This window comes from Paraburkholderia sp. 40, from assembly GCF_050434105.1.
Lineage (GTDB): Bacteria > Pseudomonadota > Gammaproteobacteria > Burkholderiales > Burkholderiaceae > Paraburkholderia > Paraburkholderia tuberum.
Genome location: NZ_JBNPVY010000002.1, coordinates 95,394 through 109,728, shown reverse-complemented (window position 1 = coordinate 109,728; position 14,335 = coordinate 95,394). Strand labels below are relative to the sequence as shown.

Genomic DNA, 14,335 nt, shown 5'->3' with positions numbered 1-14,335 from the left:
GGCCCCCATGCTTGACAAGAGCACGTTCCGCGACGCGATGGCCGGGCTTGGCGCGGCCGTCAACATCATCACCAGCGACGGCGAAGCCGGCCTTGCGGGCTGCACCGCGTCGGCGGTCTGCGGCGTCACCGACGAGCCGCCCACCCTGCTCGTTTGCATCAACCGCAGCAGCCGCAACAACGCGGCGTTTCGGAGCAACGGCAAGCTCTGCGTGAACGTGCTGAGCGACCGAGCAGCAGGCGCTTGCCGCGCACTTCGCCACGAGCGCGCTCGCGATCGAAGAGCGCTTCGCCGCCGCGCAATGGGACGACCTCGCAACCGGCGCACCGGTGTTGCAGGACGCGCTCGCGTCGCTCGACTGCGAGATCGAGTCGGTGACCGAAGTCGGCACGCACACGGTGTTCTTCTGCGCGGTGAAAGCCGCGCGCACGCAGGGCGCGGGCGATGCGCTGATCTACTACGGCCGCCGCTATCATCGCGTCGGCGAGCGCTCGGTTCACGCGACGCCCGCCGCTTCACCTGCCCCGCCCCAGCCTCGCCAACGCCCCGGCCGCGATCGTCCGGCCGAATAGCGCGGCCGCGGTGCGCTCCGGATCGAGCGCAATACTTTCGCTCGCTGCACCGACGATCAACGCGTCGAGCAAAGCAGTCAGCGTCGGCTCACGCGACTCGCCATGCCGATGCGACGCGAACCCCCGTCCGCCGCGATCGCACGTCGCTCGCCCACGGAATCCTCGATCGCCCATTACGCCTCCGTGCCATCGTCATTGCACGCCGTTGTGCGACCAACGCGTCACGCCCGCACGACGCCCGTCATCGGTCTGCCCGCCATGGTCCGGCCAAACAGCGCTGCCGCCGTCCGTTCGGGATCGAGCCCGAGACTTTCACTCGCGGTGCCGGCGATCAACGCATCGAGCGAGGCGGTCGGCTTCAGGTCGCGCGACTGATACAGCTGATGCGGCGCGAGGCCCGGCCAATCCGCAATCACGCGTCCGCCCTGCACCGACCCGCCGAGCACCATCGCGACCGAGCCGGTGCCGTGATCGGTGCCGCCCGTGCCGTTCGCGGCGGCGGTCCTGCCGAACTCCGTCGCGACCAGCACCGTGGTCTTGCTCCACGATGAACCCATGCCGTCGCGCAATGCCGCGAGCATCGTGTCGAGTGCCTTCAGTTGATTCGCGAGCCGGGCGTTCTGCGCGCTGTGCGTGTCCCACCCGCCGGTCTCGATCATCGCGATGCGCGGACCGTCGTCGCGCGCCAGAAAACTGGCCGCGAGCTTGCCGAGGCTCGCCGGGTCCTGGCGCGCGCCAGCGTCGCCCGCAAGGCCGCGCGCCGCCATCGCCGATTCCCACAGCGGACGCAACTGCGCGTCCTGCTCGTACAGTTGCGACACGCGCGCGAGCAGATCATCGGGCGCCTGCGGCAAGGCCGACGGTGCATACGAGGTCACCGTCGCGGGCCCGCGCAGCGCCATCGGCACGGTCGGCGCGAACGCGATCGCGTTTTCGCGGGTGGCGGGCAGTTGCGCGGCGAGCCGGTTGAGCCAGCCGTCCTTCGTCTGATACGGCGACGTGCCGCCGGTTTCCAGCACGTTCTGTCCGTCGAAATGCGAGCGGTCGCGATACGGCGAGGCGACCGCGTGCACGAACAACGCCTCGCGCTGCGCGTACAGCGTCGCGATCTGCGCGAGCGCCGGATGCAGCGCGAACGTGCCGTCCAGATGCGGCGCGTTCGACGCATCGATCGCGAGCGGCCCGCGCAGCGTCGCATACGCGGGGTCCGCGTACGGCACGACGATGTTCAGCCCGTCGGCCGCGCCACGCTGGATCACGAACACGAAGCGGCGGTCGGTCGCGACATGCGCGAACGCAATCCGCGGCGACACGAGCAGTGCGCCGGCACCGGCGGCGGCGACGCTCAGAAACTTGCGACGTGACAGCATGGCGTTCATCTCCGTTGAAAATCGGGCGATACGAGCAGCAGCGCGATCGCCGTCGATGCGCTTTCCGCGCGCGACACCGCCGTGGCCGTCGGCTCGCTGAGCGAGCCAGCCAGCAAGGTCTGGCCGAGCGAGCGCGCATCGAGCCGGTCACCCACGCGCGCGGCGAAACGTTGCGCGACTTCGACGCGGCGCACGAGCGCATCGGGCGCGGCCCAGCTCGCGGCGATATCGTCGTAGCCGGCGGGTGAACCGGGCCGCCACACCGGCTGGCCAAGCTGCGTGAGGATCGGCGCGCTCTGCAGATTGCCGGGCTCGTGCCAGCCGAGTCCGCGCATCGACGAGATGGTCCACTCCCACGGCGTCTTGAACTTCACCGCGGCCAGCGACCACGCTTGCGGCGTATCGATCAACGCGCGATAGACGGTCGGCAGATCGCCGTCGCTGCGCGTGAACGCATCGGCCAGACGTTCGCTGACGCCAGGTGGCGGATTGTCGGCGACGAAATGGCGCGCGAGCTTCGTGCCGATATGCTGCGCGGTGGCCGGTGCGTGCGCGAGGTCGTGCAGGATCGCGAGCGCCTGCTGTTCGCCGGCTTCGTCGTAGCGGCGTCCCATGATCGTGCGCGAGCCGGGCTCGTGCAGCGCGGGACGAAACACGAAGCTGCCGGGTTCGCCGTTCTGTTCCAGCGCGCGCCGGTTTGCATTGGCGCCGCCGTTCCCCGGATTGCCGACGAGACTCCAGCCGGTCAGCGCACGCGCGAACTCGGTCACGTCGTCCTGGCTATAGCCGCTGCGCACGCCGAGCGTATGCAGCTCCATGATCTCGCGCGCGAGGTTCTCGTTGAGTCCGCGTTTGTCGTCCGGATTTCGCTGCGCGGCGCGCAGCGCGGCCATGCTGTCGGGACCGACCGAGCGGTTCTGGTCGAGGAACAGCTGCATGGCCGGATGACGCTCGACGGCCACCAGCATGTCCTCGAAACGGCCGAGCACGTGCGGGCGAATCGCCTCCGCTTCGAACGACCCGGCGAGCGCCGCGACGCCGGGCTTTTCGGTCGACACCGCGAAGTGATTCGCCCAGAAATGCACGAGGCGTTCGATGAACGGCGTCTGCGTGGTCAGCGCGCTTGCGACGCGCGCATTGACCGACGAGCGGTACATGTCGAGTATCTCGACGCGCAGTGCTTTTCTTTCGGCTTGCCTGGCGGCTTGCGCGTCGGTCTGGCTGGGTGCTGCGGTGTTGCTGGCGCTGTAGTTTGCGCTGTTGTTTGCGCCGTGGTTCGCATTCTGGCTCGGGTTGGTCTCCTCACCCGCCTTCTGTTTCGATTGCTGCTCCATCTGCATGCGCTGCTGCACGAGCTGCGTCGACAATGCGATCGAATCGGGCTGGCTCGCCCACGCGTCGGGCCGCGGCTGATATTGCTCGAACTGCGCGAGCAGCCAGCCCTTCGGATCGGCGGGCGGCGTGTCGTCGGCGCGCGCGCCGAGGCCGAAGCGGTTCAGTGCGATCGCCGCGGCATTCAGGTTCGGTGAGTTGGCCATACGATCCTCGTCGGCAGGTAGGGCACCTGCATGTCCGTTAAACGGCCGACACGCTGAAATCCGTCGCCATCGCGCGCATTTTTTATTCGCTCGATGCGGCATTCGCCGCCGGTTTTTTCGCGTTCGGCGCCGGCTGCGCTTCGCGCCATTGCCCACGCAACTTCAAACTCTCGGCGAATTCGACGCGCTCCTCGGGCGTCAGCGTCGCCGCGAAATCGGCGACGCTCGCTTCGACCATCGCGCGCAGGCTGACGTCGGCCGCGCGCGTGCGCGCGAGCGCCGCATCGAGTGCGGCGCGATCGAACTGCGGCGCGGCCAGCAGACGCAGCACCTCACGACGCCCTTCGCGAGCGTCGCGCGCATACTGGCGCCCGTCGCGCCGCGCGCTCTTCAGGCCGTCGATAAACGCCTGCCGCTGCTGCGCCGACAGCGGCTCGGCGGCGAACCGCAGCGCGCGCTGGTCCTGCGCCGCCGGCGGATTCGCACCGTGCGCGGCGAACCATTGATACGCGCCGCCGGCGATCGCGCCGAGCAGGAACACGTTGAGCACCGCCGAGCCCAGCAGGGCAAATTTCCACGAGCGCCCGTTCATTCGCCGCTCCAATCGGCGGAGCTGCCGCCGAAGCTCGAAGTCAGATACGAGGATTCATGCACGACCGGCGCGTTCTCGGTCAGCACGAAGAACGACACCGCGAACGCCCCCGCCACGCCGCCGAGCAGCCCGACACCTGCCACCGCCGCGCCCGACCACCACAAACGCCAGCGCGCGGCTGGGCGTCGCGACGGCGCGCGGTCGATGATGCGACGCTGCAGTTCGAGGCTCGGCGGCTCGAGCTCGTCGGCGGCGAGCCACGCGTCGAGGCTGGCCGCTTCGCTCAACGCCGCATCGGCTTCGTCGCGATGTGCACGCGCCCACGCCTGCGCGGCTTCGCGTTCGCGCTCCGGCCAGCGGCGCGCGTCGGCGCCGTAAGCTGCAACGATCTGATGGAATCTTTCGGGCGTCATGACTTGTCCTTGCTAAGGCCGCTGCCGGCCAGTTGGGCGCGCAAACCGCGGCGCGCGCGGCTCAACAGACTCTCCAGCGCATCGACGCTGACGCCCATCAAGGCGGCAGCGTCGAGGTTCGACATCTCCTGGTAGTAGGTCAGCACGAGTGCCTCGCGCTGTCGCGCCGGCAGCGCGGCGAGCGCGGCGCGCACGCGCGCCTGGTCGGCACGTGCTTCGAGCCGCGCTTCGGGCGGCGCGGCGGGATCGGCCGAATCGGGCAGTTCGTCGCTCGGGTCTTCGCGCTGGCCGCGCAGACGGTCATAGCAAAGATTGAGCGCGACCCGATGCATCCACGTGTCGAACTTCGCTTCGCCTTCACGCCAGCGGGCCGCCTGTTTCCAGATTCGCACGAATACCTCCTGCGCGACGTCCTCCGCTTCCATGCGATCGCCGAGCATGCGCGTGGCGAGCGCAAGTAGCCGCGGCAGCTTGCGCGCGACCAGCGAGCGGACCGCGCCGGGCTCCGCGCGGCCCACCCGCGCGATCAGCTCGGCGTCCGGATCGGGTGGTGCGTCGCTCAAGGTGTGCGGCTCGGTCGCGACATCACGCGCGCGCTTTCGCGTGAGGACCGCATCACGGGATCAACGTCGTTCACTTGCCGCCGCTCCTTCAGCTGTCGTGTCGTTATGTTGTCGTGCCGCTACGCCGCTATCCGGCCAGGTATCACGTACGCGGTCAATATACGACGACCGCCGGCCGGTAATAGGCCGGGCGTGCCGGATAGACCACACAGCCGGCGAGCGAGCCGGCCAGCAGAATCATCACGAGTGTTTTCATCGCAAGCCTCGTTCAAGCCCAATGACCTTCGATCCAGCGCCAGTGCGGCCCACGTTGCGCCCAATGCCCGGGCACCCAGTGATAGCCGACGCGCACCGGCTGCCAGTGGCCCGGCACCCACACATAGCGGCCGTGCTCCCAGCGCCAGCGGCCCTGATCCCACACATAGCCGTCCCGTGGCGCGGGCACAACTTCGACGCGCGGCGGCGGCGGTGCCATCGGCGCGATCATCACTTGTGCGGAGGCGGGCGCGGCCGTCAGCGTGGCCGCGCAGCACAGCGCGGCGATCAGCGTGGAACCGAGCAGACGAGTGATGCGGTTGCTGTTCATGTCGATTTCTCCCTTCAAAGCTGGAACAAGTCGGCGCCCAGGACGGCCCCGTTTCTACTTGAACGCGGCAGCGGAAGAAATCCGTCGCGCTATTGGCAAAAAAGCACGAATACAGTCGGGCTCACGAAAGGCAATAGTCGGCGTATTGCCCGAAAATTTTCACTTTTTGATGGTCCAATGCACGGGCTGCAACCAATGGCGTCGGCCGTTACGCTTCTAACAACAATTTCCAGCACCGTTCATACCTATCGATGGAAGGGCTGGACCGCGAATGTGGAGCCACCAAAGAATGTTTCGTAAAGCCCTTTTGCCCATTCCGTTTGCCGCCGCACTGTTCGTGCTGAGCGCATGCGGAAGCAGCAGCGTCAGCTCTCCTTCGACTGCATCCGCGCCGGCCTCCACACCGGCTGCTACCGTATCCGCCCAGGACGCGTTGGCCACGGCAACGCCGATCAAGCACCTCGTCGTGATCTTCGGTGAGAATCGTTCTTTCGATCACTACTTCGGCACCTATCCGAACGCGCAGAACCCGGTCGGTGAACCGGCGTTCACGGCGGCGAACACGCCGGCCCAGATCAACAATCTGAATCAGAATTCGCTTCTGACGAGCAACCCGAACTTCCTGAACACGGCGAACAACGCGGCCTCCGCAGGCAGCGGCATCAATCCGTTCCGCCTCGACCGCAGCCAGGCCAACACCAACGGCCAGTCGCACGACTACATGAAGGAACAGCTCGCCTACGACAACGGCGCGGCGGACCTGTTCCCCAAGTACACGGGTAACAACAGCGCCGGCAGCGGTTCGACGTTCGGCACGCCGGGTCTCGTGATGGGCTATTTCGACGGCAACACGGTCACCGCGCTATGGAATTACGCGCAGAACTTCGCGATGAGCGACAACATGTACACCGACACGTACGGTCCGTCGACACCGGGCGCGCTCGAGGTGGTTTCCGGCCAGACCAACGGCGTTATTCCTGCGAACGGTGCCGCTCAAGGCGACAACGTGATTGGCGACGGCGCGGGCAGCTTCACGATGAACGGCGATTCCGACCCGACCGGGGACGTGTGCAACACCTCGACGTCGAGTGGACAGGCCACGCTGAGCTCGAATAACAAAAACATCGGTGACCTCCTCAACGCGAAAGGCATTACGTGGGGCGGCTTCATGGGCGGCTTCGACCTGAGCGCCACCAACTCTAACGGCACCACGGCGTGCAAGCGCAGTAGCTACTCGTCGGTCCTCGGCGCAACGAAGACGGACTACATACCTCACCACAACTGGTTCCAGTACTACGCTACGACGGCCAACCTGGCGCACACGCGCCCGACGTCGACCGCGCTGATTGGACAGACCGACCCGCTCGATTCGACGGCTACGCCAGTGCACCATCAATACGACGTCAACGACTTCTTCACGGCCGTCTCGGCGGGCAACTTCCCGTCGGTCAGCTACCTGAAGGCACCGGCCGTCGGCGATGCGCACCCGGGCAACTCGGATCCGATCGACGAGCAGGCGTTCGTCACGAAGGTCGTCAACTTCCTGCAACAACAGCCGGACTGGAAGAACACCGCCGTCATCATCACGTACGACGATTCGGATGGCTGGTACGACCACGCTTATGCGACGCCGACGACTTCGTCGTTTGACGCCACCGCCGACCAGCTGAACGGCGCGGGCACCTGCAACGCAACGGGCGCGAAGCAAGGCGTCGGCGTGACAGGCGCGGCTGTCAACGGCCGTTGCGGCCCGGGAACGCGTGTTCCGCTTCTGGTGATCTCGCCGTACGCACGTAGCAACTACGTTGACCACACGGCGATCACTCAGGCTTCGGTTGTCAGGTTCATCGAAGACAACTGGCTCGGCGGTACCCGCATCGGCAACGGATCGCACGATGCGACGACGGGGAACATCACGTCGCTGTTCGACTTCACCAACGGTGGCAAAACGCCGGCGTTGTACCTCGACACGAACCTTGGCACCAAGCTGTCGGCTCCTCCTGCGACGAACTAAGGAGCCACCCGTTTATCCGTCCGTTCTGCCGCACAGAGAAGTACGCGGTGTGACGTTCAGGGAACGGAGCTGTTGATGCCCGTCAATCAGTGATGACGTCGAGCCAGCCGGTACGGTGGCTCGACGTGCTTGTTTGCAGTTCAGCTTGACTATCGCTATCGCCATGAATCGTCGTTCGAACGCCACCTTGTCTTCGCAACTACCCACCGGAAGCGGCCCGTCCCTTCGCGCTGCGAGCAGCACGTGGCGTCGCCTGATCCTCCGGATAGTGCTGGGCATCGCGCTCCTGGGCACCGCTCTGGTTGGCTACGCGCTGATCTATCCCGAGCGTATGCCCGCGGCGATCGGCGATACGGTCGAGAATCTGACGGGCCTCAACGCCCATCCGGTCAAGCTCCTGCGTCCCCCCGTCGCGCCCCTTAGCGCGGTCGCGGTACTCGGCAGGGACCTGTTCAATGATCCGTCGCTTTCGGCGTCGGGCAAACAGTCGTGCGCGTCGTGCCACAGCGCCGCGCACGCCTTCTCGCCTCCCAACGACCTGACGGTACAACCAGGCGGCCTTCACATGACGGAAGCGGGCTATCGGCCGGTGCCATCGCTCGCGTACCTGTATCGCCAGGCGCCGTTCAGCATCGGTCCCGATCAGGGCGATACCGACGCCGCACCGGTCAGCCTCGATACGCAGGCATCGGCCGCGCTAGGCGTGCAGCGCGCCCAGAAAACCGCGGGCGTTGCGCCTGCCGCGCCGGCTATGGTGCCGCAAGGGGGACTCTTCTGGGACGGCCGGGCAAGCACGCTGCAGGACCAGGCGCTTGGGCCGCTGACCAATCCGGTCGAGATGGCGAACCCCGATCTGGCTTCGGTTGCCGACAAGCTAAGGCACTCGAAGCACATCGATACGCTGAGACAACTTTTCGGTCCGCACGTCGTCAACGATCCTGATCTGCTCGTGTCGGAAGCCATGTTCGCGATCGGTCGGTATGAATTCGAAGACCCGGCGTTCCATCCATTCTCGAGCAAATACGACGCCTGGCTCGAAGGACGTGCACGCCTCACGCAAGCCGAACTACGTGGCTTGCGTCTGTTCAACGACAAGGACAAGGCCAATTGCGCGGGTTGCCACCTGAGCCAGCCGACGTCGGACGGCCTTCCACCTCTTTTTACCGACACGCAGTATGAAGCGCTCGGCGTGCCGCGCAATCGCGAACTTGCGCAGAACAGGAATCCGAAGTTCTACGACATGGGCATTTGTGGGCCATTCCGGACCGACATGGCCAGGGAGACGCAGTATTGCGGCATGTTCCTGACGCCGACACTGCGCAATGCCGCCGAACGCAAGACGTTCTTCCACAATGGCGTGTATCACGACCTCAAGCAGGTGTTGGACTTTTACAACCTGCGCAATACGTCGCCGGACAGAATCTATCCGCGCGATGCGTCGGGCAAGGTGCAGAAGTACGACGATCTGCCGCCGCAATACCATGCGAACGTGGATGTCGCCGATGCGCCGTTCGACCGCAAGTTCGGCGACCAGCCCGCGATGACCGATCAAGACATCCAGGACATCATCGCGTTCATGAAGACGCTGAGCGACGGGTACAAGGACTGAGCAGCCGCGCTGGACGCCGCCGCTGCAGATTCCAGGCTGCGGCACGCGGCCCGGTGCGGTATCCTTGCCGGTCCGCGACCTTATCCCTACCCTCCCCGATGGCCGATTTTCCTTTCGACGCCGTGCTCTTCGACTGCGACGGCGTGCTCGTCGATTCCGAACCCATCACGAACCGCGTGCTCACCGAGATGCTCGGCGAGCTCGGCTGGCATTTGAGCGTCGAAGAGACGATGCGCATTTTCGTCGGCAAGATGGTCAGGGACGAAGCCGCGTTGATCGAGGCGCGCACCGGCTTCGCGATCACGGCCGAGTGGCTGGCGCAGTTCCGCGCGCGTCGCAACGTGGCGCTCGACAATGAGTTGCGCGCGATCGACGGCGCGCCTTTCGCGGTCCGCGCGCTGCAGCAGAGGTTGAATGGACGCATCGCGGTGGCGTCGGGCGCGGATCGCATCAAGATCGAATTGCAGCTCGTGAAGGCCGGCCTCCTCGACTGCTTCGATGGACGCATCTTCAGCGGCCACGACACGCCGCGCAGCAAGCCGTTTCCCGACGTCTACCTCGCCGCGGCCGCGGCACTCGGCGTCGAGCCGACACGCTGTGCGGTCATCGAGGATACGGTGACGGGCGCGACCGCGGGCGTCGCGGCCGGCGCGACGGTATTCGGCTATTGCCCGACGCACCTCGGCCATAGCAGCGCGACCGCGTTGCATGGCGTGGGCGCGGTGCACGTGTTCAGGGAGATGGCTGAGCTACCGGCGTTGCTCGCGGGATGGGCCACGCGCTGATCGACCGACGTGTTGGCGGTTGAACGACACCGGCTTGCCGCAAGTTGGCCAACGCCGATCAGTTTTCGACTGCGCAGATACGGTCGATCAGCGCTCGAGCCAGCACAGACGTTGAATCCCGCCGCATGGCATGGCGCGTGCAACTGGAACGCCCGAGCGCAAAGCATTTGCGCGCTCTATGCCCATCCAACGTTGCCGGAGATTCATCATGTCCAACTTGACCCTTGCCGACCTGTCGCGCTGCGACGACCTCGACCACGCGGCTGCACAGTCCGTGCGCGGCGGCCACTCGTGTTTCCCGCACGAATACCCGCCTTCGTGTTACGGCGAAAAGCCGCCGGCTCGCGGCCCGTCGTACTACAACCCGCCCTCCTACAACCCCTGCCAGCCCGTGCATTACGGCTGCGGGCCGGTCTACACCCCGGTCTGCCATCCGGAGCCGGGCAAAATCGTGCCGCTGTAAGCACGAGGCCCAGCGCCGTTGCGTACGACGGCGCAATCGCGCATGTGTTGCGGGCCGGGTTGGCGCGATCGGGCCGCATCGCGCGCTTCATGCTCTTATTCGAAGGCCCCTTCGCGTGCGGTAAGTCGGGTTCCGGATGCGCTCACGCAAATGAAAAAAGCCACCAGTCCTTCGACCGGTGGCCTTTGAAACACGTCGCCGAGGCTAAACGTCGACGGCGTTAAACCTTCGCCACACGCCCGTACGTATCCTCGAACCGTACGATGTCATCCTCGCCGAGATACGCGCCCGACTGCACCTCGATCAACTCGAGCGGAATCTTGCCGGGGTTCAGCAGCCGGTGCGTGACACCGAGCGGAATGTAGGTCGACTGATTTTCGGTCAGCATGATTTCCTTGTCGCCGTTCGTCACGAGCGCGGTGCCCTTCACGACGATCCAGTGCTCCGCGCGATGATGATGCATCTGCAGACTCAGCTGCGCGCCCGGATTGACGACGATGCGTTTGACCTGGAAGCGCTCGCCGCTATCGATGCCTTCATACGACCCCCACGGCCGCACCACGCGACGATGCGTGACCGACTCGTGACGCCCCATCGCATTGAGCTGCGCGACGATCTTCTTCACGTCCTGCGCCTGATCCCGATGCGCGACCAGCACCGCGTCCGCGGTCTCGACGATTACGACGTTCTCGAGCCCGATCGCCGCCACGAGCCGATGCTCGGCGCGGATGTACGAGTTGCTGACCGCCTCGGTCAGCACGTCGCCGATCAGCGCGTTGTTCTGCGCATCTCGCTCGGCGATGTCGGCGAGCGCGGTCCACGAACCGATGTCGTTCCAGCCAAGATCGGCGACCGCCACGACGGCCGCGCGCTGGGTCTTCTCCATCACCGCGTGGTCGACGGAAATGTTCGGGCAGGCGGCGAACGCCTCGGCATCGAGACGCACGAAATCGTAGTCCTGCTGCGCGTTCTGCAGCGACAGCTCGGCCTGACGCGCGATCTCCGGCTCGTAGCGGCGCAGTTCGTCCATATAGGTCGACGCCTTCAGCATGAACATGCCGCTATTCCAGTAGTAGCGGCCCTCGTCGATGAAGCGCCGAGCGGTCGCGGCATCGGGCTTCTCGACGAACGAGTCGACCGCGAACGTCTGCGTGCCGTCGATCAGCGCCGCGCCCGCGTGGATGTAACCGTAGCCGGTATGCGGCTCGGTCGGCGCGATGCCGAACGTGACCAGACGCCCGTCCTTCGCGATCTGCGCCGCCGCTTCGACTGCCCTGACGAAGGCGGCCTCGCCCGCGATCACATGATCGGACGGCAGCACGAGCAGCAACGCGTCGGGGGTGTCGCGCAATGCGAGCAGCGCGGCCACGGCGATGGCCGGCGCCGTGTTGCGGCTTGCCGGTTCCAGCACGATGCTTGCCGACCCGACGTCGACCTGGCGCAGTTGCTCGGCGACGAGAAAACGCTGCTCGTTGTTCGTGACGACGATCGGCGCGGTCACACTATCGATGCCACGCAGCCGCAACGCGGTTTGCTGGACCAGCGTGTGTTCGCCTGTCAGTGCCAGATACTGCTTCGGATAGCCGCCGCGCGACATCGGCCACAGTCTCGTGCCGCTGCCGCCGCAAAGAACTACGGGATGAATGTGCATTTCTTCAGGTCCTCGTTTGTGTTTTATCAATCGACTGTATCGCGCGTTTGCCGCGCGTGCGTCGTATGTTTCGGCCGTCTTTTTGCGTCCGCCCCCGTTTATGCCTTCCCAACCCACTCCATCCGCACCGATTCGAGCTCGCGCGGCAGGCGCGCGGAAACCAGCGCCCGGCGAGGCAATTCGACGAACCCAAGACGCCGGTACAGCGCGTATGCGCGCTTGTTGCTGACCAGCACGTCGAGTACGAGTTGCCGCCGATCGTGTTCGCCGCGCGCCGCGCGAGTCCGCACACTCATCAGCTCTGCCGTGCGCATCGCATCCGCGAAGAGCGTGCTGAAAACACCCGTGCCGCGCAGGTGCTCATGCGTCGCGCAGTGAGCAATCAGCGTCTGCGACGATTTCGGCGCAGGCAATTCGCTTTCGAGCACGAGGCCGCGCAATAGCATGCGAACCGTGCGGCGCACGCCGAAGAACAGCAGCAGCATCAGCGCGACATGCGGATCGTCGAACCATGTGCTGCGTCCGTCATGGAGCGCTAGCACTGCGACCGGCTGGTCGCCTTCAGTCACGGCCACACGGTGGCGTCGATACGAAAAGCGCCCGAGCTTCGATGCAAACGCAAACGCGAGAAACTCGGTGCACGCATCGGCTGGCTCGCCGAGAAAGAAACCGAATTCGCGCACGCCCGATGCGAAGATCAGCGGCGCGCACCCTTCGGCATCGCCGGCGCGCGCGGCACGACAGCGCAGCGCGGGCGGTTCGTGTTCGCAATCTGGCGAGTCCGCGCGCGCGGGATCTACGGCATACATGACAGGCTGCCCCGTGTTTGCGGTGTGGTTAGCGAGCGATGCGCCTGAGCGCGACGATCGTGCGGCTGATCTGTTCGGGTTCATGCGTCGAGCAGATGAAAAAGCGCAGGCGCGCCGCCTTTTCCTCGACGGCCGGGTAGAAGATCGGCTGCACGTTGATGCCTTCGGCGAACATCGCGTTCGCCCATTGCGCGGCCTTCAGCGTGCTGCCGGAAATGATCGGCACGACTGCATACCCCGCGCTCTTGCCGGTATCGAGACCGGCGGCACGCGCCTCGTCGATGAACTGCCGCCCGCGTGCGCGCAAGCGCGCGACCCGCTCGGGTTCGGCGATCAGACGCTCGAGCGCCGCGAGCGACGCCGCCGCCAGCGCAGGCGCGAGCCCCACGCTGTACAGGAAGCCCGGCGCGAGATGCCGCAGGATATCGATCAACGCCTGGGTGCCGGCGATAAACCCGCCGCAACCGGCCAGCGTTTTGCTGAGCGTGCCCATCCAGATATCGACGTCGCCGCTCGCGACGCCGCAATGCTCGCGCACGCCCTCGCCGCGCTCACCGAGCACCCCGAGCGAATGTGCCTCGTCGACCATCAGGAACGCCGCATGACGGCGCTTGATGTCGACGAATTGCGCGAGATCGGGAATGTCGCCGTCCATGCTGTACAGGCCTTCGATCGCGATCAGCACGCGCCGGTAGTCGTGCCGCACGCGCGCGAGCAGTGCGTCGAGCGCCTGCCAGTCGTTGTGCGGAAAGCTCAGCCGTTTGGCGCCGCTCAATTGCGCGCCCTGCACGATGCTGTTATGCGCGAGCGAGTCGTGCACGATCAGGTCGCCAGGACCGAACAGCGAGCCGATCACGGTCACATTGGTCGCGTGGCCGCTGACGAACACGACGCAATCGTCGACCTCGTAGAACGACGCGAGCGCCGTTTCGAGTTCGCGCTGCACGGGCCGCTCGCCCGCCACCATGCGGCTCGCGGACGCCGACGTGCCATAGCGGTCGATCGCCTCTTTCGACCGCGCACATACGTACGGATCGCCGGCCAGACCAAGATAGTTGTAGTTCGCGTAGTTCAGATACTCGGCGCCGCCGATGCGCGTCGTCGCGCCGGCTACGCCTTCATGCACGCGAAAAAACGGTGACTGCACCTGCAGCTTGTCACCCATCTGTCGCAAGATCTCGACCTGCTGATAACCCGGCATGCTTTCGAAGCTGCATAGCTCGGCGCGCGCGGCGTCCTGCGCCGCGCGCGTGCCGTTCGACGCGAGCGGCGCGCCTGGCTCGCGCGCCTCGTCGGACACGCGCTCCAGCTGCCTCATCAACGCCTTCGCGGCGAGTTGCTGGCGAAGGTGATCACCCAGTCCCATAGTG

Annotated in this window: 12 protein-coding genes and 2 pseudogenes; 5 read left to right on the top strand and 9 right to left on the bottom strand. The window is 65.9% G+C overall.

All coding sequences use genetic code 11. From position 1 onward, the window contains the following. Nucleotides 1-7 precede the first annotated feature (7 nt). Nucleotides 8-572, top strand: a pseudogene (locus tag OKW28_RS01765) (flavin reductase). A gap of 221 nt (nt 573-793) precedes the next feature. On the opposite strand, the gene OKW28_RS01760 reads toward OKW28_RS01765, so the two are convergent. The 6 genes and pseudogenes from OKW28_RS01760 to OKW28_RS01735 all read right to left on the bottom strand — a co-directional run bounded on the left by OKW28_RS01760 (nt 794) and on the right by OKW28_RS01735 (nt 5,634). Beyond that, a complete protein-coding gene (locus tag OKW28_RS01760) occupies nt 794-1,942 on the bottom strand; it encodes a DUF1501 domain-containing protein (protein ID WP_429443438.1) in 1,149 nt (382 codons plus the stop codon). Between the two features lie 5 nt (nt 1,943-1,947). Continuing rightward, the gene (locus OKW28_RS01755) at nt 1,948-3,480 is read right to left on the bottom strand and encodes a DUF1800 domain-containing protein (protein WP_429443436.1); all 1,533 of its coding nucleotides are present in this window, start codon (nt 3,478-3,480) and stop codon (nt 1,948-1,950) included. 82 nt (nt 3,481-3,562) lie between these two features. Further along, nucleotides 3,563-4,072, bottom strand: a complete 510-nt coding sequence (locus tag OKW28_RS01750) for a periplasmic heavy metal sensor (protein ID WP_429443434.1) — start codon at nt 4,070-4,072, stop codon at nt 3,563-3,565. Beyond that, a complete protein-coding gene (locus OKW28_RS01745; protein WP_429443432.1) occupies nt 4,069-4,485 on the bottom strand; it encodes a hypothetical protein in 417 nt (138 codons plus the stop codon). The genes OKW28_RS01750 and OKW28_RS01745 overlap by 4 nt, the downstream gene beginning before the upstream one ends. Further along, a pseudogene (locus tag OKW28_RS01740) lies at nt 4,482-5,072 on the bottom strand (RNA polymerase sigma factor); the annotation flags it as partial. The pseudogene OKW28_RS01740 and the gene OKW28_RS01745, both read right to left, overlap by 4 nt. A 244-nt stretch (nt 5,073-5,316) precedes the next feature. Next, on the bottom strand, nt 5,317-5,634 hold the full coding sequence (locus OKW28_RS01735; RefSeq protein WP_429443430.1) for a YXWGXW repeat-containing protein: 318 nt from the start codon (nt 5,632-5,634) through the stop codon (nt 5,317-5,319). A gap of 289 nt (nt 5,635-5,923) precedes the next feature. On the opposite strand from OKW28_RS01735, the gene OKW28_RS01730 reads away from it, so the two are divergent. The 4 genes from OKW28_RS01730 to OKW28_RS01715 all read left to right on the top strand — a co-directional run bounded on the left by OKW28_RS01730 (nt 5,924) and on the right by OKW28_RS01715 (nt 10,505). Beyond that, a complete protein-coding gene (locus OKW28_RS01730; RefSeq protein ID WP_429443428.1) occupies nt 5,924-7,648 on the top strand; it encodes a phospholipase C in 1,725 nt (574 codons plus the stop codon). Nucleotides 7,649-7,811: 163 nt separating this feature from the next. Further along, nucleotides 7,812-9,257 carry a cytochrome-c peroxidase gene (locus OKW28_RS01725; protein ID WP_429443426.1) on the top strand — a complete coding sequence of 482 codons (1,446 nt, stop codon included), beginning with the start codon at nt 7,812-7,814 and terminating at the stop codon, nt 9,255-9,257. Between the two features lie 98 nt (nt 9,258-9,355). Continuing rightward, nucleotides 9,356-10,042 carry an HAD family hydrolase gene (locus tag OKW28_RS01720; protein WP_429443424.1) on the top strand — a complete coding sequence of 229 codons (687 nt, stop codon included), beginning with the start codon at nt 9,356-9,358 and terminating at the stop codon, nt 10,040-10,042. 208 nt (nt 10,043-10,250) lie between these two features. Then, nucleotides 10,251-10,505: a hypothetical protein gene (locus OKW28_RS01715; RefSeq protein WP_429443421.1), complete on the top strand. Its 255-nt coding sequence runs from the start codon at nt 10,251-10,253 to the stop codon at nt 10,503-10,505. Nucleotides 10,506-10,725: 220 nt separating this feature from the next. Here OKW28_RS01715 and OKW28_RS01710 read toward each other — a convergent pair whose 3' ends face one another. The 3 genes from OKW28_RS01710 to OKW28_RS01700 all read right to left on the bottom strand — a co-directional run bounded on the left by OKW28_RS01710 (nt 10,726) and on the right by OKW28_RS01700 (nt 14,331). After that, nucleotides 10,726-12,156 (bottom strand): mannose-1-phosphate guanylyltransferase/mannose-6-phosphate isomerase, encoded by a 1,431-nt coding sequence (locus tag OKW28_RS01710; protein WP_429443419.1) that lies wholly within the window; start codon nt 12,154-12,156, stop codon nt 10,726-10,728. A 98-nt stretch (nt 12,157-12,254) separates the two neighbouring features. Beyond that, nucleotides 12,255-12,965, bottom strand: coding sequence for a GNAT family N-acetyltransferase (locus OKW28_RS01705; RefSeq protein WP_429443417.1), 711 nt, complete (start codon nt 12,963-12,965; stop codon nt 12,255-12,257). A gap of 28 nt (nt 12,966-12,993) precedes the next feature. Continuing rightward, a complete protein-coding gene (locus OKW28_RS01700; protein WP_429443415.1) occupies nt 12,994-14,331 on the bottom strand; it encodes an aminotransferase class I/II-fold pyridoxal phosphate-dependent enzyme in 1,338 nt (445 codons plus the stop codon). Between the last annotated feature and the right edge of the window lie 4 nt (nt 14,332-14,335).